Source organism: Xanthobacter autotrophicus, from assembly GCF_029991245.1.
In the GTDB taxonomy this organism is placed as follows: Bacteria; Pseudomonadota; Alphaproteobacteria; order Rhizobiales; family Xanthobacteraceae; genus Xanthobacter; species Xanthobacter autotrophicus_C.
The window spans coordinates 1-17,165 of the sequence record NZ_JAIVFO010000048.1 but is presented as its reverse complement, the minus strand read 5'-3'; the positions used below and the strand labels follow the sequence as shown (position 1 = coordinate 17,165).

The following is a 17,165-nucleotide window of genomic DNA, read 5'->3' as shown; positions in this document are numbered from 1 at the left end:
GCGTGAACGACCTCACGCCACCGGCCTGGAGTCCGCGAAGCCGGGGCAGGCGGCGGCGAAGGCCTCGTACCAGGCGACCAGCCCGGGACGATCCGCCCGCCACTTGCCCTCGAAGCGGAAATCGAACCAGCCGAGCGCGCAGGCGAGCGCGATGTCGCCCACGGTGATGGTGCCGTCGAAGGGGGCGGCATCGGCCTCGAAGGCGTCGAGGGCACGGGTCCGCTTGCCCTCCTGATGCTCCAGCCACTTGGCCTCGTGCTTCTCCACCGGCCGGAAGCGGGCCTCGTACAGCAGCAGGATGCCGGCATCCATCATGCCGTCCGCCAGCGCTTCCCGGCGCAGGGCGGCGATGCGCGCCTTGGGGTCCGACGGCAGGATGCGGCCGCCCCCGGCGAGCATGTCGAGATAGGCGAGGATCACCGAGGAATCGAACAGCACCTGGCCATCGTCGGCGAGCAGCGCAGGCACCTTGCCGAGCGGGTTCTGCCGGCGCAGGGTATCGTTCGGGTCCAGCGTGTCGGCGGGCTCGATCTCAAGGGTCTGGCCGAGGAGTGCGGCGGCGACGCGCACCTTGCGCACGAACGGCGAGGTGGGGGAGAAACGCAGCAGCATGGGATGGGTCCGGTGCCGAGGAGGGACCCACCAGATAGCGCGCGGTCCGCTCCGCCGGAAGTCAAAACGCGCAGGCGCCCCATCAGCGGCATGAATGGGTTGCCTGGTGGGCGCTTCACCCGCCCGGCGTGAGCCAGGAAACGCGGGCGCGGCCTTGTCCGTCGCGGGCCAGCAGCGGGGCGAGGGCGTTCAGGATCGTGCGCATCTCGTCGGCCAGCGTGAACGGCGGATTGACGATGATGAGCCCGGAGCCCGACAGGACATCGAGGCTGCGGACGGTGGCGAAATCCAGCTCCACCCGCAGCGTCTTGGGCAGGCCGAGGCGGGCCACGTCACGGCGGAAGGCATCCACCGCCTTCAGATCCTTGATGGGATACCACAACATGATGATGCCGGTGGCGAAGCGCTGGGTGGCGGCCTCAAGTCCCGTCACCAGGCGCTGGAACTCGCCCGGCTCCTCGAACGGCGGATCCACCAACACCAGCCCACGCCGCTCGCGCGGCGGCAGATGGGCGGCGATGCCCTGCCAGCCGTCCTGGGGCAGGATCTTCACCCGCGGATCCTCGCCCACGCGCTTTTCCAGCTTGGCCCGCTCTTCCTTGTGCAACTCGCAGAACAGGAAGCGGTCCTGCGGCCGCGACAGGGCGAGCGCCAGCGCCGGGGAGCCGGGATAAAGCCGCCGGCCGCCGGCGCGGGTGGCGCGCACCGCATCGAGATAGGGCGCAAGCAAGGCTGCGGCGGGCTTCGGCAGGGTGCCGGCGAGGTCGGCGGCGAGCACCGCCTCGATGCCGGCATCCGCCTCCAGCGTGCGCTGGGCGTTGGCGCCGTCGAGGTCGTAGAGGCCCGCGCCCGCGTGGGTGTCGAGCACGCGGTAGGCGTTTTCCTTTTTGTTGAGATAGGCGAGCACGCGGGCCAGGGCGGCGTGCTTCATCACGTCGGCGGGGTTCCCCGCGTGGAACGAATGGCGGTAGTTCATGGGTTTATCGGCCTGTCCCGCCTCATCGGCCGCCGCGCACGGGCGGCATCACCATGCGCGACAGGCGGCAGGCGCGGCGGTCCACGTCGGGGCAGGTGCGGAAGGCGAGGTCCTGGCTGAGGCAGATGCGCACCTCGGTCAGCCGCCGCCGGTCGCACTGCACCGAGAACATGTCCGGCGACAGGCCGGGATTGGCGGCGCGGAAGGCACCCTCCACCTCGGAGGGCGAGACCATGCGGTAGTCGTCGAGGCGGGTGAACTCGGCGGGGATGGCCACCTTGTCCCGCGCCGCGCGCACGATGTCGAAATAGGCCTGCGGAGGAAGGCCGGAACAGGTGCCGTGCTTCTTCCACTCATAGATGACGAGCCCCCGGCTCGGCATCACGTCCAGCATGGAATTCACCAGCGGGTTGGGTACGTAGGGGGCGGGGCGCTGGCAGTTCTGCGGAAAGCCGCGCTCATATTGCGGCCACAGGCCGTGCACCACGAAGGCATAGGGGCGGGTGCGGCTGCACTGGGGCTCGTTGTCCGCCTTCTGGCCCTTGTCCTCGCAATAGGTGGGGGACCAGGACAGGGACAGCACGTAGAAATCGAATCGGCCGGGCTCATGCCCCTGCGCCGCCGCCGGCACCACCGCGCCCGCGACGAGCGCAGCCACGAACAGGCCAGCGACGAGGCCGGTGGCGACAAGACCGCTGGCGACACGCGCGAGGGCGGCGAGGGTCCGCCTCACGGACCCGCCATCTTGCAGGACGGCGCATAGGCATAGCTGCGGTCGAGGCCGACCACGCACCAGTCCACGCCCCAGCTGGCGCCGATGAAGCCGCCGTCCTCGATGATGGAATAATAGATGGCGTGCTTGCGGGCGTCGTTGGTGAATACGGTGCCCTTGCAGAAGCGGCGCGGCTGGTATTCCGGTCCCCACGGGCGGAACGCGATCTCGCGCACCCTCTCGAAGCCGGTGATGGTGAGGGCGGAGGCCCAGTACATGCGCTCGGTCTCGGCGAATCGGCTGGCGATGAGGTCGAGGGCCTGCTGGTCCTCGCAGGCGGGCACGACACCGGAATAATTGGGGCCGGAAAGCCAGAAATTCTTTTCCAGGAGACTCGCCGCACCGGCGCCGGAGGCGCCGCCCATGGTCAGGAGCGCAAGCCCTGCCACGGCTGCCGCAGCCTTCGCCACGCCAGATGCCGCCGCGAGGGAGATCGCGCGCTTCGCCTTCGCCGCTGCGCTCCGCGCCCGATAAACCATGGTCCTCTCCACTTCAGGCTCCCCGCCCGTGTCGGGCGAACTTGACGGGGGACGATGCGGCGGCGTTTTCGCCCGGTCAAGGACACGGCGGCAACACCTTGCGAGAAAATGAACGCAGGGCACATGTCGTGCTCCCGCCGGAATGGTGCGGCATGCTCATTCTTGAATTTTGAGGGCGATTCACCGGGCAAATGGGTTCAATTTGTCCGGATCGCGCTCAGGCTCCGACTCATCATCCGCCGGCCGACCGGGAGGGTTCATGTCGCAGTCCCGCTTTGCCATCGCGCCGTCCTCCGCGCCCCCCGCCGCCATCGCCGCGCCGCGCTTTGCCTCCGGGCGGGAGGCGGCGCTGGAGCTGAGGCCGGACCAGCCGGTCTATTGCTTCCGTCCCCATGTGCTGGCCGCCGATGCCAGGGCCTTCCTCGACGCCTTTCCCGGCAAGACCGCCTATGCGGTGAAGACCAATGGCGAGCCCATGGTGCTGGACGTGCTGGCCAGGGCCGGCATTTCCGCCTTCGACGTCGCCAGCCCCGCCGAGTTCGCCGCCGCCCGCGCCGCCGCGCCCGGGGCGGAGCTGCTTTATATGCATCCGGTGAAGGCGCAGTCGGACATCCGCCTTGCCCTGGAGCACTACCGCATCCGCTCGACCGCCCTCGACCATGAGGACGAGGTGGCCAAGATCGTGCGCATCGTGCGCGCGCTGGATCTGGACCCGGAAGACCTCACCTTGTTCGTGCGCATCGCCTCCAAGGGGGATGCCGCCTACGAGCTGTCCAAGAAATTCGGCGCGGCACCGGGCCACGCGGCGGAACTGCTCCAGCGCATCCACGGCATCGGCATCACGTGTGGCCTGTGCTTCCACGTGGGCAGCCAGGTGGAGGACCCCGACACCTATGCCCGCGCGGTGGCGGTGGCGGCCGAGGTGCGCGCCGCGGCGGGGGTGCCCATCGTCGCCCTCGACGTGGGCGGCGGCTTTCCCGCCACCTATGCCCACAACCCGCGCCGTCCGGCGCCGCCCATGCCGCCGCTCGCCGACATCATTTCCGGCCTCATGGGCGCGGTGGAGCGGCACGGCTTTGCCGGCACGCCGCTGGTGGCCGAGCCGGGGCGGGTGATCGTGGCGCGGTCCTTCTCGGTCATCGTGCGGGTGCTCTTGAAGAAGGGGCAGCGGCTCTACATCAATGACGGGGTGTGGTCGTCCCTGTCGGATTCGTGGACCGGGAAGATCCTTTTGCCGGTGCGGCACATTCCCGATCCCGCCCGCCGCCGGCGTCCGGGGCGGGGCGCCTCGGGGAGCAGCCGCATCGAGCCGTTCCGCATCTATGGCGCCACCTGCGACAGCGTGGACGTGCTGTCGCGCCCCTTCTACCTGCCCGAGAGCGTGGACACCGGCGACTGGATCGAGATCGGCCACATCGGCGCCTATTCCCTGTCCCTGCGCACCCGCTTCAACGGGTTTTATCCGGACACCTTCGTGGAAGTGGAGACGCCGTTCGAGGCCGGCGACGCGCCGGAGGGCTTCGCCGAGCCCGAGCGCCGCGGGGGCGTGGAGGAGTGAGCCGGCGGTGGCCGGCCAAGCCCGCGCGGCGCGCGAGCGTCTCCCCTCGGTCTCAATCCGAACTGGAAGTCGCCGATGCCGGCGAACCGTCCGAACCCGCAACGGTGATCGAGAACACGCCCGTTTGAATTGCCCCAAGGGGGCGCCGCCGCGATCCTCCGCCGCCATTGGAGGACACAGCATGCTTATTCGACGCAGGCGGGGCTGGGAAATTCCCGAATCAGCGGCGACGCCGGAACGCCTCTATCTCTCCCGCCGGGAGCTGATGGGCGCCGGTGCGATGCTGGTGGCATCGGGCCTTGCGGGCCCGGCGGCGGCCCAGCGCGTCGGCGACCTGCCGGACCCCTCGGCCAGCCTCTACCCGGCCCGGCAGAACCCGCGCTACACCCTGGAGCGGCCGGTGACGCCGGAGGCCAAGTCCAGCACCGTCAACAATTATTACGAATTCAGCTACGCCAAGAACGTGGCCCCCTCCATGACCCGCTTCGAGCGCCGGCCGTGGCTGGTGAAGATCGACGGGCTGGTGGACAACCCGCAGGAAATGGGCATCGACGACCTGTTGAAGAAGGTGCAACTGGAGGAGCGGCTCTACCGCCACCGCTGCGTGGAGGCCTGGTCCATGGCGGTGCCGTGGACCGGCTTTCCCATGAAGGATCTGGTGGCGCTGGCAGGTCCCAAGGCCGGCGCGAAATATGTGCGGATGGAAACCTTCCTGAACCCGAAAGTCGCGTCCAATCAAAAGGATTTCCGCTATCCGTGGCCCTATGTGGAGGGCCTGACCCTGGCCGAGGCCACCAACGAACTGGCCTTCCTTGTCACCGGCGTCTACGGCAAGCCGGCGCCGGGCCAGTTCGGTGCGCCGCTGCGGCTGGTAACACCTTGGAAATATGGGTTTAAATCCATCAAGGGCATCGTCCGCTTCACCTTCACGGACAAGCAGCCCCTGAGCTTCTGGGAGGAAGTGCAGGGCGCCGAATACGGCTTCTGGGCCAATGTGAATCCCAAGGTGCCGCACCCCCGCTGGAGCCAGGCGAGCGAGGAAGACATCGCCACCGGCAACCGCCGGACCACCGAATTGTTCAACGGCTATGGCGAGTACGTCGCCGGTCTCTATGCCGGACGGGAGACGGAAAAGATCTGGTTTTGAAGCAGATTACTCCGCCCCGGCGTCACTGGGGGGTGGCGGCGGAGGGGGCGAGCGTCAGGGTGGCACCGGCGATGGAGACGCTGAGGCCGCTGTCGGAGGAGATGCTGATGGGCTGCAGCGTCACCTGGCGGGTGGCATCCTGCGAGGCGAGCATGTTGGCCGAGAAGCCCGGACCCAGGGAGAAGCCGGTCGACAGGCCCACATAGGTGCCGGCCAGCGCCCCCACCGCCACCTGCGGCGAGGTGGCGAGCACCGCCCACAGCATGCTGGCCTGGTCGGAGATGCCGAAATCGAGGCCGACGCGGTCGAGGGTGCCGGCATAATAATGGTTCATCCCCATGGAGGGGCGGAACTCGCAGCGCACCTTCCGGGAAGAACCGAAGCCGTAGCCGGTGGCGAACTCGCCCCGGCATTCCAGCAGCCCGGCGGAGACCTGCGGCATGGCGGCACCCGCCAGGGCCCCGCGAGGAATAGCGACGCAGGAAAACGCGATGCAGGAAGCCGCGATGCAGGACACGGCGACAGCGCCCGGAATCATCCGCCGGGCGAGAAGGTGAGACATTCGGGACCCCCGCAACAAGGTCGATGCTTCAGACCGCCTGCGCGATCCGACAAAGGTGATTCTGGCGCCCAAGATCCGACTTTTTCATGAAGCCGGCAGGGCGCTGGCGAAAAAGCCAGCGCCCTGCCGGCACTTGGTCCGGGCCGACCTCAGTTGGGAAGCAGCACCAGGGTGAGGTCGGCAACGCCGGCGGCGATGTCCGCCCCGACCATGCCTTCCACCGAGACGGTCTGAAGGGCGATCTGGTTGGCGGAGCCGCCGAGCAGGATGTTGGTGCCGCCGCCGATGGTCCAGGCCGCATCCACGGAGACACCCACATAGCTGCCGGCAATGTCGCTGGGGGCCACGGTCGCGGACGGGGCGAACACCGCCCAGGCGAGGGTGTCGGCGGCGAGCGCGCCGATGTCGATGCCGAAGCGCGCGATGGTGCCCTTGTAGCGGGACTTCACCACATAGGGCTGCACGCTGGTGTCGCGGAACTCGCAGCCCATCTCGCGCAGGGAGCCGAGGATGAAGCCGATGGACGGCGCCACCTTGCACACCAGCATGCCCGACTGGACCTTGGGAGTGATCGGGGCGGGCGGCGTCTGGGCGGTCGCCGGCACGGCGGCGAGAGCGATGGCGAAGGCGGAAACGGCGGCGAAGGAAGCGCGCATGAGGTCCCCCGGGTTGCGGCGTGTGCAGAGGTACGTTGCGCGCGATCGGCGTGCAACGGCCCTGCGCAGGGGCATGGCGCGGTCGGGAGGATGGCGCAGCGGGCGTGCCCGCAAGGTGTTGGGAAGGTTCGAAAATGAATGCGCCCCCGACCATCGGTCGGGGGCGCATTGTCCGTCCAGGGCTGCGTCGCGATCGCAGCGGAACGCGCTTTTGGGGCCGTTCTGCCGCGGGCGCGGCCGAATCAGCGCAGGGTCAGGTCGGAGACGCCGAGGGCGAGGTTGACGCCGGTCTGGCCTTCGACGGAGAGCGGCTGCAGGGCGATGGTGTTGGACGAACCGCCCACCAGCACGTTGGCGCCGAGGCCGACGCCGAACGAGGCGTTGGTGGAGGCGCCCACATAGGTGCCGCTGAGGGCACCGCGGCCGACCACGGCGGTGGGGGCGAACACGGCCCACACCATGCGGCCGGAGGAGCTGAAGCCGAGGTCGAGGCCGAAGCGACGGGTCACGCCCTGATAGGTGCCGGCCTTGGCGCTGCGCGAGGACGGCAGGAAGCTGCAGCTCATCTCACGCACGGAGCCGAGGACGAAGCTCACGTTCGGCGCGAGGTTGCAGCTCAGCGTGCCCACCTGGACGCGGGACTGGGCGGAAGCAGGCACGGCGCCGACGGCGAGAAGGGCGGCAGCCGCAAGGCCGGCCTTGAAAACAGTCTTCATGATGTCGTTCCTCCTGTGGGAAGCGGGCGGGTTGATCCCTGCACCCGACGACGGCGAAGCCTTAGCCCAGACTTCACTGCTGCGCCAACGCTTCAAACGGGCACAAGTTCCTTTTTTCAAGCCCTGTGCCGGCTTTCAGCTCAGGGAGCCGCAGAAGCGCTGGATGCGCCGGCAGGCTTCCTCAAGGTCCGACGTGGCGGTGGCATAGGAAATGCGGAATGCCGGGCCGAGGCCGAAGGCCGAACCATGCACCACGGCAACGCCTTCCGCCTCCAGCAACTGGGTGGTGAAGTCCTCGTCGTTGGCGATGGTGACGCCGCCGGGCGTGGTCTTGCCGATGGTGCCGGCGCAGGACGGGAAGACGTAGAAGGCGCCCTCGGGCTTGGGGCAGTGAAGGCCCTTCGCCTGGTTCAGCATGGACACCACCAGGTCGCGGCGCTCCTTGAACACCGCGTTGTTGGCGGCGATGAAATCCTGCGGCCCGTCCAGCGCCTCCAGGGCCGCCCACTGGGCGATGGAGGAGGGGTTGGAGGTGGACTGGGACTGCAGCGTGCCCATGGCCTTGATGAGGGCCTCGGGACCGGCCGCGTAGCCGATGCGCCAGCCCGTCATGCAATAGGCCTTCGACACGCCGTTCATGGTCAGCGTGCGGTTGTAGAGCCTGGGCTCCACCTGGGCGGGGGTCACGAACTTGAAGTCGTCGTAGACCAGGTGCTCGTACATGTCGTCGGTGAGGATCCACACCTGGGGATACTTCACCAGCACATCGGTGATCGCCTTCAGCTCGTCGAAGGAATAGGCCGCGCCCGAGGGATTGGACGGCGAATTGAAGATGAGCCACTTGGTCTTGGGGGTGATGGCGGCTTCCAGCACGTCGGGACGCAGCTTGAAGTTGTCCTCGATGGTGGTCATCACCGGCACCGGCTTGCCGCCGCAGAATTCCACGATGTCCGGATAGCTCACCCAGTAGGGCGCGGGAATCAGCACCTCGTCGCCGGCATCCACCGTCGCGACCAGGGCGTTGAACAGCACCTGCTTGCCGCCGGTGCCCACCGTGACCTGCGCGGGCTTGTAGTCGAGGTCGTTCTCGCGCTTGAACTTGCGGCAGATGGCGGCCTTCAGCTCGGGGATGCCGTCCACCGCCGTGTACTTGGTCTCGCCCCGGCGGATGGCGGCGATGGCCGCTTCCTTGATGTTCTCGGGGGTGTCGAAGTCCGGCTCGCCGGCGGAGAGCGCGATGATGTCCCGCCCGGCCGCCTTGAGCTCCCGCGCCTTGTTGGAGATGGCGATGGTCTGGGAGGGCTTGATGCGCTTCAGTGCGGACGAGATGAGGCTCATGGCCTTTGGGCTCCGGACGCGCCCGGCCGCACGAGGCACAGGCGGCGCGGGCTGGGCATGTGGCAGGATCGCGGCCGGCTCCTGCCGACGCGGCGCGGACACTAGTTCAGCCGCCGCCCGCAAACAAGCAAGGATCTTGAATATTGCGGCACGCGCGCGTGATGAATCGCCATGGATCGCGCGCGGCCCTTGCGGCAGCCCAACGGGCGGGCCACATGAAGTCGCGAAAGCCAAGCTCGATCGGCGCGCGCCATGCGCTGATCGCTTTGAAATGCCTTGGATTTCGGGGAGGGGACGGGTGTTGACGCTCTATTCCACCCAGGCCTCGGGCAATTCCTACAAGGCGCGCCTGATGCTGGCGCAGCTCGGCCGGCCGTTCCGTCTGGTGGAGGTGGATATCTTCGCCGGCGAGAATCGCACCCCGGAATTCCTCGCCCGCAATCCGGAAGGGCGGGTGCCGCTGCTGGAGGTGGACGGGCGGTTCCTCGCCGAGTCCAATGCCATCCTGTTCTACCTGGCGGAGGGCACCCGCTTTCTGCCCACTGATGCCTTCGACCGGGCGGAGGTGCTGCGCTGGATGTTCTTCGAGCAGCACAGTCACGAGCCCGGCATCGCCGCGGCGCGGTTCTGGCTCCGGCAGGTGCGGGGCGGGCGGGAGTTGCGGACCCACGACGTGGATCGCTGGATGGAGGAGGGCTACGCCGCCCTCAAGGTGATGGAGCGCCATCTTGCCGGCCGTCGCTTCTTCGTGGGCGCGACCCTCACCATCGCCGACATGGCGCTTTATGCCCACACCCACGTGGCCGAGGAGGGCGACTTCTCGTTGCAGGGCTTCCCCGCCGTGCGGGCCTGGCTGGCGCGGGTTGCGGCGGAGCCCGACCATGTGGACATGGAATGGCGGCCGTCTGTCGCGGCAGCATAGCGGGGATGGATCGCGGTTCTGTGAGCGTTCGACATCATCCTGCCACGATGTGCAAAAGCCAAGCCGCGGTCGCGCCACGATTCCTGTCCACGCTCATTGGTATCGGCGGAACTGATTCGCAATCGTCGACGTTGGTCGGGTGCGTTCTACTTGAGCGAGATTATCATGTCCGGACGGTGTGACATGGACGTTGGGCACTTCACCCTGGGGCGGCTTGATCGTCTGGGCGCGGGCGTTTCGTCGGCTGATCCGGAAATGCTTGCCCGTGCCGTGCGCGACCACAAGGTGGGCGACGCGCTGGCCCAGGCCGCCCTGACCTTCGCGCTCATGCTCGCCATCGGCGCCGTCGCCTTCGTGCTAAGCGCGGAGCACGCGGCAGCGGCCAGCCAGCTCATCGTCAACGGGGTGATGGACAATTCCGTGATCCTGCTCGGCTTTGCCATGGTCGGCGCTGTCCTGCTGGTCGGCCGCCGTGGGGCGCAGCGCCTCTCCCGTGCCAGATCAGGTGTGGCCCGTGATGTCGAGCCGTCCCGCCGGCCGCGCTGAGCCGGCGATGCAGCTTCGACCCGACCCACGGTTTCAGGCCCTCCCACCGAATGTGCGGGATGCGCTTGTGCGGCGCCATCAGCGTCGACGCGCCTCCTTGCCCCGGCCGGGCCGTCGCGCGGTCCTTGCCGTCCTCGCGGTCCTCGGTCTCCTTGTCGCCGGCGCCATGGCCTTCGCTGCCGATGAGGCTGGCGCGCCCAGGCGCTTCGCCGGCGAAGAGGTGCGCGTGGTGCCCTTTGCCAAAGGGCTGGAACACCCTTGGGCCTTCGCCTTCCTCCCCGATGGCCGGCTCCTCGTGACCGAGCGGGACGGGCGGCTGCGCGTGGTTGATGCCGCCGGAAAGCTCGGCGCGCCCATCGCCGGCGTGCCCGATGTGGCGGCGCGGGGGCAGGGCGGCTTGCTGGACGTGGCGCTGGACCCCGCCTTCTCCAGCAACCGCCTGATCTATCTGAGCTATGCCGAGCCGCGTCCGGACGGGGCGGCCACCGCCGTGGCGCGCGGGCGCCTGTCGGAGGACCTTACCCGGCTCACCGACCTGCAGGTGATCTTCCGCCAGCAGCCGGCCCATTCCGGCGGCAACCATTTCGGCTCCCGCCTCGTGTTCGCGCCGGACGGCATGCTGTTCGTGACGCTGGGCGATCGCTTCGACCTGATGGACAAGGCGCAGGACCTGTCCACCACCCTCGGCAAGGTGGTGCGCATCGCCCCGGACGGCGGCATTCCGGCCGACAATCCCTTCCGGAACCGTCCCGGCGCGCGACCGGAGATCTTCAGCTACGGCCATCGCAACGTGCAGGCCGGCGTCATCGAGCCATCCACCGGCCGGCTGTGGACCGTGGAGCATGGCCCGCGCGGGGGCGACGAGGTGAATCGGCCGGACGCGGGCAGGAATTACGGCTGGCCCGTCATCGCCTATGGCCGGCATTATTCCAGCGCGAAGATCGGCGTCGGCCCGCGCAAGGAGGGGATGGAACAGCCCCTGTTCTATTGGGATCCCTCCATCGCCCCCTCGGGCGCCGCCTTCTATTCCGCCGACCTGCTGCCCGCCTTCAAGGGCCAGCTTTTCGTCGGTGCGCTGGCGGGGCAGGCGCTGGTGGAGGTGAAGATCCGCGACGGCGCCGTCACCGGCGAGGAGCGCCTGCCGCTGGGCAAGCGCATCCGCGACGTGCGGCAGGGGCCGGACGGGGCGCTGTGGCTCGCCACCGACGACACCGGCGAGATCCTGCGCGTGGTGCCCGCTGCCGCCAAGTGAGAGGACCAAGTGAGGGGACCGAGTGAGGGTCACCGAGTGAGGGCCGCCGACGGGATTCCTTTAGGGCGTTATCACCCCTAACATCGGGTCGCCGATGGCGCCTGGCTCCCCACGCCGGGCGCCCTGTTCCGCGGAGATCCCATGGCCCAGACGCTGCTTGCCCGCAACGCCCTCGTCCTCGTCACCATGGATGGAGAGCGCCGGGAGATCCCGGGCGGCGGGCTCTATGCGGAGGACGGGCGCATCGTCGCGGTGGGGCGCGCCGCCGACCTGCCGGCGCAGGCCGACGAGATCATCGACCTGGCCGGCCATGTGGTGATCCCCGGCCTCGTCAACACCCACCACCACATGGTGCAGAGCCTGACCCGCGCGGTGCCGGCGGCGCAGGACGGCGAGCTGTTCGACTGGCTGCGCGCGCTCTATCCGCTGTGGGCCGGGCTGACCGGCGAGATGGTGGAGACGGCGACCCTGACCGCCATGGCGGAGCTGATCCTCTCCGGCTGCACCACCTCGTCGGACCACCTCTACATCTATCCCAACGGGGTGCGGCTGGATGATTCCATCCGCGCCGCGCGGCAGATCGGCATGCGCTTCCACGCCGCCCGCGGCTCCATGAGCGTGGGCGAGAGCAAGGGCGGACTGCCCCCCGACCGGGTGGTGGAGGATGAGGGCTTCGTGATGAAGGACGCCGAGCGCCTCATCGGCGCCTATCACGACCCCGCCCGCTTCTCCATGCTGCGGGTGGTGCTGGCGCCGTGCTCGCCCTTCACCGTGAGCCACGACCTGATGCGGGACACGGCCCGCCTCGCCCGCGTCAACGGCCTGACCCTGCACACTCATCTCGCCGAGAACGATTCGGACATCGCCTTCTCCCACAAGACCTTCGGCATGGGCCCCACCGAATATGTGCGCGAGCTGGGCTGGGTGGGGCCGGACGTGTGGCACGCCCACTGCGTGAAGCTGGATGAGGCAGGCATCGCCCTGTTCGCCGCGACCTCCACCGGAATCGCCCATTGCCCGTGCTCAAACATGCGGCTGGCCTCGGGCATCGCGCCGGTGAAGCGGTTCCGGGCGGAGGGCATCCCGGTGGGCCTCGGGGTGGACGGCTCCGCCTCCAACGACGGCGGCCATCTTCTGGCCGAGGCGCGCCAGGCCATGCTGCTCCAGCGCGTCGCCTGCGGGCCGGATGCCATGAGCGCGCGCACGGCGCTGGAGCTGGCGACGCTGGGCGGCGCGCGGGTGCTGGGGCGGGACGACATCGGCGCGCTGGCCCCGGACATGGCGGCGGATTTCGTCGCCTTCGACATGTCCGCGCTGGCCTATGCCGGGGCGCTGCACGATCCGGTGGCGGCGCTCCTGTTCTGCGCGCCGCAGCAGGTGAGCGTGAGCGTCATCAACGGCCGTGTGGTGGTGCGCGACGGCCGCCTGCTCACCATCGACGTGCCGTCGACCGTGCGGCGGCACAATGCGTTTGCCGCCGAACTGGTGGCGCTGGCGCCGTCCTGAGGGCGGGAGGGCCGCCGCTCAGAACTTGTGGAAGATGAAGAAGGCCCCGGCCGAGATGAAGACGAACCCCACAAGGTGGTTCCAGCCCAGCGGCTCCTTCAGGTAGAGCACCGAGAAGCCGGCGAAGACGAGGAGGGTGATGACCTCCTGCATGGTCTTCAGCTGGGCCGTGGAATAGACCGCAGAGCCGAAGCGGTTGGCCGGAACGGCGAGGCAATACTCGAAAAAGGCGATGCCCCAGCTGGCCAGGATCGCGAGCACCAGCGGCGACGACTTGTGCTTGAGATGCCCATACCACGCGAACGTCATGAAGACGTTGGAGGCGACGAGCATCACGATGGGGAGGATTTGAGGCGGCAGGAGGGTGGTGAAGGAGGGCATGGGGCGGCGATCCATTCGAACAGGACTGTGTCCCACGCCGTTAGCCGACCGCAGCGCTCGGGTCCAATCGCCGCTTTGCCTCCCGTCTCCGGCGCGCCCTGTCCGACCCGATCGCGCGACCTGAGGTTGCGATTGACCGGGCGCTGGAATTATGTGCAACTTTAGAGGGAATTATTGATTGGGGGCAATCATGGGGATGTATGTTGCGCGATCCGGGTTGGCGCTCGGTGTTTGCTTCGCTTTGGCCGGCTGTGGCGGCCTGCCCTTTGGAGCGCGTGCGCTGGTGCCGCCGGAGTCCGGCATTCGGACTGCCGCGCTCTATACCGCGCCCGAACGGCCGGGCTTCAACCGAAGCGGTCCCGTGTCTCTGCGCCTGATGTGCAACGTGCCGGACAGCCTGCTGCAGACCATCTCCTTCCAGCCGGAGAGCACCGTGGCCGACATCGACCTCATGTCGAGCTTCGCCGCCAGCGGAAGTGTTTCGGGTATCCGGGCCTCCGTCCTCTCGGCGGACCTGCAGGGCTCATTCTCCGACTATTTCGAGCTGAAGCTCACCAATGTGGTGAAGCGCTCGATCTCGGACGAGGAGGGGCGAGCGGTGTTCGCCCGCTTCATGGCGCGCAGTGGATGTCAGGGGGCCTATACGGCGGATCGCGGGTCCCGCACCATCTATCAGGTGCTGGCCGTCTACGTCGGCGACGTGCAGTTTGGCGTGAAGCGCGACGGACTTTTCTCGGCCGATCTTGCCCTGAAGCTCAAGGCGCTGGAGCCCAAGGCCAAGGCGGAGTTGAAGCGGACCTACAATGTCTCCTTCAGCGGCCGGCAACTGGTCGGCGCGGTCGAAACCGTCGCGCGCTGACGTGGCGGCGCGTTGCGGGGGCGGGATCGACGGCCCATATTCCCACCATGGCCAAAGCATCCCGTCCCGGTAAGCTCGGAGAGCGCTCCCAGCGTCATTTCGAGCCGGCGCCCCAGCAGGCGCTCGATCCTGAACTTGCACAGTCCCTCGGGCTCGCCCCCGGGGACCTCGCCCTCGACTTCGCGTCCGCCGGCGCGTCCGCCACGGTGCAGGCGCTGTCGCAGCTGATCGAGAGCGGGCGGCCGGAGGTCAACGGCCAGACCTGGGTGCCCCATCGCCCGCCGCGCCCGGAGAAGTCCGAGGGCGGCGTCAGCTTCATCATGAAGAGCGATTTCGAGCCCGCCGGCGACCAGCCCGCGGCCATCGCCGAGCTGTGCGCGCAGGCGCAGGCGGGGGAGCGCGACCAGGTGCTGCTGGGCGTCACCGGCTCGGGCAAGACCTTCACCATGGCCAAGGTGATCGAGAAACTGCAGCGCCCCGCCATCGTGCTCGCGCCCAACAAGACGCTGGCGGCCCAGCTCTATGGCGAGTTCAAGAGCTTCTTCCCCGACAATGCGGTGGAATATTTCGTCTCCTACTACGATTACTACCAGCCGGAAGCCTATGTGCCCCGGACCGATACCTATATCGAGAAGGAATCCTCCATCAACGAGCAGATCGACCGCATGCGCCATGCGGCGACCCGGTCGCTGCTGGAACGCGACGACGTGATCATCGTCGCCTCGGTGTCGTGCATCTACGGCATCGGCTCGGTCGAGACCTATTCGGCCATGACCTTCGACATCAAGGTGGGCGAGCGCATCGACCAGCGCGGCCTGCTCGCCGATCTCGTGGCCCTGCAATACAAGCGCATCCAGTCGGATTTCGCCCGTGGCACCTTCCGGGTGCGCGGCGACAGCGTGGAGATCTTCCCCGCCCATTATGAGGATCGCGCCTGGCGGGTCTCTTTGTTCGGCGACGAGGTGGAGAGCATCGCCGAGTTCGACCCGCTCACCGGCCACAAGAGCGGCGACATGAAGAGCGTGCGCGTCTACGCCGCTTCCCACTACGTCACCCCGCGCCCGACCCTGATCCAGGCCATCACCGGCATCAAGGCCGAGCTGAAGATGCGCCTCGACGAGCTGTACAAGATGGGCCGCCTGCTGGAGGCCCAGCGGCTGGAGCAGCGCACCCGCTACGACCTCGAAATGATGGAAGCCACCGGCAGCTGCGCCGGCATCGAGAATTATTCGCGCTGGCTCACCGGCCGCAAGCCCGGCGAGCCGCCGCCCACCCTGTTCGAATATGTGCCGGACAATTCCCTGGTCTTCATCGACGAGAGCCATGTGACCGTGCCGCAGATCGGCGCCATGTATCGCGGCGACTTTCGCCGCAAGGCGACGCTGGCGGAATACGGCTTCCGCCTGCCCAGCTGCATGGACAACCGCCCGCTGCGCTTCGAGGAATGGGAGGCCATGCGGCCGCAGACCGTCCATGTCTCCGCCACCCCCGGCACCTGGGAGATGGAGAAGACCGGCGGCGTGTTCGTGGAGCAGGTGATCCGCCCCACCGGCCTCATCGACCCGCCGGTGGAGGTGCGCCCCGCCCGCACCCAGGTGGACGACCTGCTGGGCGAGGTGCGCGCCTTCGCGGCCAAGGGCTACCGCACGCTGGTCACCGTGCTCACCAAGCGCATGGCCGAGGACCTCACCGAATATCTGCACGAGCACGGCATTCGCGTGCGCTACATGCATTCCGATATCGACACCATCGAGCGCATCGAGATCATCCGCGACCTGCGGCTCGGGGCGTTCGACGTGCTCATCGGCATCAACCTGCTGCGCGAGGGCCTCGACATCCCCGAGTGCGGGCTGGTGGCCATCCTGGACGCGGACAAGGAAGGCTTCCTGCGCTCGGAGACCTCGCTGGTGCAGACCATCGGCCGCGCCGCCCGCAACGTGGACGGGCGGGTCATCCTCTATGCCGACCGGGTCACCGGCTCCATGGAGCGGGCCATGGCGGAGACCTCCCGCCGGCGCGACAAGCAGATGGCCTACAATGTCGAGCACGGCATCACGCCGGAGAGCGTGAAGAAGGCCATCGGCGACATCCTCAACTCGGTCTACGAGCGCGACCACGTGCAGGTGGACGCGGGCCTCGCGGAGGAGGGGGCGGCCTTCGGCCACAACCTCAAGGCGGTGATGGCGGATCTGGAGAAGCGCATGCGCGCCGCCGCCGCCGACCTCGACTTCGAGACCGCCGCCCGCCTGCGCGACGAGATCCGCCGGCTGGAGGCCACCGAGCTTGCGGTGGCCGACGATCCCCTCGCCCGCCAGGAGGCGGTGGAGGACAAGTCCGGCGGTTTCCGCGGTCCGCGCAAATACGGCAAGGCGGCCAACCTGCCGCCGAAGGAAGACGCCGGCAAGCTCTTGCCGCGCGGTCGCGGGGCGGGGCGCAAGCCGCGCGTTGAACCCGATAGCGAGGGCATGGGCGAGGAACAGGCGGCCTATGCCGCGCCGGTCACCCGTGCCCACAAGCCCTCCCTCGACGACATGGGCCCCGGCTCCGACCGGGCCGTGCCGGTCACGGAAGACACCTTCCGCCCCGGCCCGCGCCCCGATCCCGGAACCAAGGGCTACCGGAAGGGCGGACGGCGGACGAAGGGGTGAGCCTTCGCCTTCCAGACGGTGGGATGACCTAGAGCATGTTCGGCAAACACCGGTTCGCCGAACATGCTCTAAACCTTTGTTTCGTCGCAATTCCGGACGCAAAACCGCTTCGCGCATTTGCTGGAATTGCTCTAGCGCCGGCGCCGGTGGATGATCTTGCCGACCACCAGTTCGTCGATCTCCAGGCGGCGGATGCGGGCGCGGCCGATGGCGAGGCGGCCGATAGCCAGTGCCC

General features: G+C 68.3%; 17 protein-coding genes. 8 read left to right on the top strand and 9 right to left on the bottom strand.

What is annotated here, in order from left to right:
• Positions 1-12: 12 nt before the first annotated feature.
• From K9U41_RS10350 to K9U41_RS10335, 4 genes are all read right to left on the bottom strand, one after another.
• Entirely contained in the window at positions 13-612 is a 600-nt protein-coding gene (locus K9U41_RS10350; protein WP_282640761.1) for a glutathione S-transferase N-terminal domain-containing protein, read from the bottom strand.
• 115 nt (positions 613-727) lie between these two features.
• Positions 728-1,588 carry a 23S rRNA (adenine(2030)-N(6))-methyltransferase RlmJ gene (locus K9U41_RS10345; protein ID WP_282640760.1) on the bottom strand — a complete coding sequence of 287 codons (861 nt, stop codon included), beginning with the start codon at positions 1,586-1,588 and terminating at the stop codon, positions 728-730.
• A 22-nt stretch (positions 1,589-1,610) separates the two neighbouring features.
• Positions 1,611-2,321 carry a ribonuclease T2 gene (locus K9U41_RS10340; protein ID WP_282640759.1) on the bottom strand — a complete coding sequence of 237 codons (711 nt, stop codon included), beginning with the start codon at positions 2,319-2,321 and terminating at the stop codon, positions 1,611-1,613.
• Positions 2,318-2,839 (bottom strand): hypothetical protein, encoded by a 522-nt coding sequence (locus K9U41_RS10335; protein ID WP_282640758.1) that lies wholly within the window; start codon positions 2,837-2,839, stop codon positions 2,318-2,320. Before K9U41_RS10335 ends, K9U41_RS10340 begins: the two co-directional genes overlap by 4 nt.
• A 259-nt stretch (positions 2,840-3,098) precedes the next feature.
• Here K9U41_RS10335 and K9U41_RS10330 point away from each other — a divergent pair, with 259 nt between their 5' ends.
• Both K9U41_RS10330 and msrP read left to right on the top strand, forming a co-directional pair.
• Positions 3,099-4,397 carry an alanine racemase gene (locus K9U41_RS10330; protein ID WP_282640757.1) on the top strand — a complete coding sequence of 433 codons (1,299 nt, stop codon included), beginning with the start codon at positions 3,099-3,101 and terminating at the stop codon, positions 4,395-4,397.
• A gap of 181 nt (positions 4,398-4,578) precedes the next feature.
• Positions 4,579-5,544 (top strand): protein-methionine-sulfoxide reductase catalytic subunit MsrP, encoded by a 966-nt coding sequence (gene msrP / locus K9U41_RS10325; RefSeq protein ID WP_282640756.1) that lies wholly within the window; start codon positions 4,579-4,581, stop codon positions 5,542-5,544.
• Positions 5,545-5,566: 22 nt separating this feature from the next.
• Here msrP and K9U41_RS10320 read toward each other — a convergent pair whose 3' ends face one another.
• The 4 genes from K9U41_RS10320 to K9U41_RS10305 form a co-directional block, all read right to left on the bottom strand.
• Positions 5,567-5,986, bottom strand: coding sequence for a DUF992 domain-containing protein (locus tag K9U41_RS10320; RefSeq protein WP_282640755.1), 420 nt, complete (start codon positions 5,984-5,986; stop codon positions 5,567-5,569).
• 269 nt (positions 5,987-6,255) lie between these two features.
• Positions 6,256-6,762, bottom strand: a complete 507-nt coding sequence (locus K9U41_RS10315) for a DUF992 domain-containing protein (protein WP_282640754.1) — start codon at positions 6,760-6,762, stop codon at positions 6,256-6,258.
• A gap of 242 nt (positions 6,763-7,004) precedes the next feature.
• Complete coding sequence (locus tag K9U41_RS10310) at positions 7,005-7,478, bottom strand: DUF992 domain-containing protein (protein ID WP_282640753.1); 474 nt, start codon at positions 7,476-7,478, stop codon at positions 7,005-7,007.
• A 135-nt stretch (positions 7,479-7,613) separates the two neighbouring features.
• Positions 7,614-8,816, bottom strand: a complete 1,203-nt coding sequence (locus K9U41_RS10305) for a pyridoxal phosphate-dependent aminotransferase (RefSeq protein ID WP_282640752.1) — start codon at positions 8,814-8,816, stop codon at positions 7,614-7,616.
• A 298-nt stretch (positions 8,817-9,114) separates the two neighbouring features.
• Here K9U41_RS10305 and K9U41_RS10300 point away from each other — a divergent pair, with 298 nt between their 5' ends.
• From K9U41_RS10300 to K9U41_RS10285, 4 genes are all read left to right on the top strand, one after another.
• A complete protein-coding gene (locus K9U41_RS10300; protein ID WP_282640751.1) occupies positions 9,115-9,738 on the top strand; it encodes a glutathione S-transferase family protein in 624 nt (207 codons plus the stop codon).
• Between the two features lie 183 nt (positions 9,739-9,921).
• Entirely contained in the window at positions 9,922-10,284 is a 363-nt protein-coding gene (locus tag K9U41_RS10295; protein WP_282640750.1) for a hypothetical protein, read from the top strand.
• A gap of 166 nt (positions 10,285-10,450) precedes the next feature.
• Positions 10,451-11,536 (top strand): PQQ-dependent sugar dehydrogenase, encoded by a 1,086-nt coding sequence (locus K9U41_RS10290; RefSeq protein WP_282640749.1) that lies wholly within the window; start codon positions 10,451-10,453, stop codon positions 11,534-11,536.
• Positions 11,537-11,677: 141 nt separating this feature from the next.
• Positions 11,678-13,042, top strand: a complete 1,365-nt coding sequence (locus K9U41_RS10285; RefSeq protein ID WP_282640748.1) for an 8-oxoguanine deaminase — start codon at positions 11,678-11,680, stop codon at positions 13,040-13,042.
• An 18-nt stretch (positions 13,043-13,060) separates the two neighbouring features.
• Here K9U41_RS10285 and K9U41_RS10280 read toward each other — a convergent pair whose 3' ends face one another.
• A complete protein-coding gene (locus K9U41_RS10280; protein ID WP_282640747.1) occupies positions 13,061-13,423 on the bottom strand; it encodes a DMT family protein in 363 nt (120 codons plus the stop codon).
• Positions 13,424-13,784: 361 nt separating this feature from the next.
• Here K9U41_RS10280 and K9U41_RS10275 point away from each other — a divergent pair, with 361 nt between their 5' ends.
• Together K9U41_RS10275 and uvrB are read left to right on the top strand one after the other, a co-directional pair.
• Positions 13,785-14,282, top strand: a complete 498-nt coding sequence (locus K9U41_RS10275; protein WP_282640746.1) for a hypothetical protein — start codon at positions 13,785-13,787, stop codon at positions 14,280-14,282.
• 47 nt (positions 14,283-14,329) lie between these two features.
• Positions 14,330-16,930, top strand: coding sequence for an excinuclease ABC subunit UvrB (uvrB, locus tag K9U41_RS10270; protein WP_282640745.1), 2,601 nt, complete (start codon positions 14,330-14,332; stop codon positions 16,928-16,930).
• The last annotated feature ends 235 nt before the right edge of the window (positions 16,931-17,165 follow it).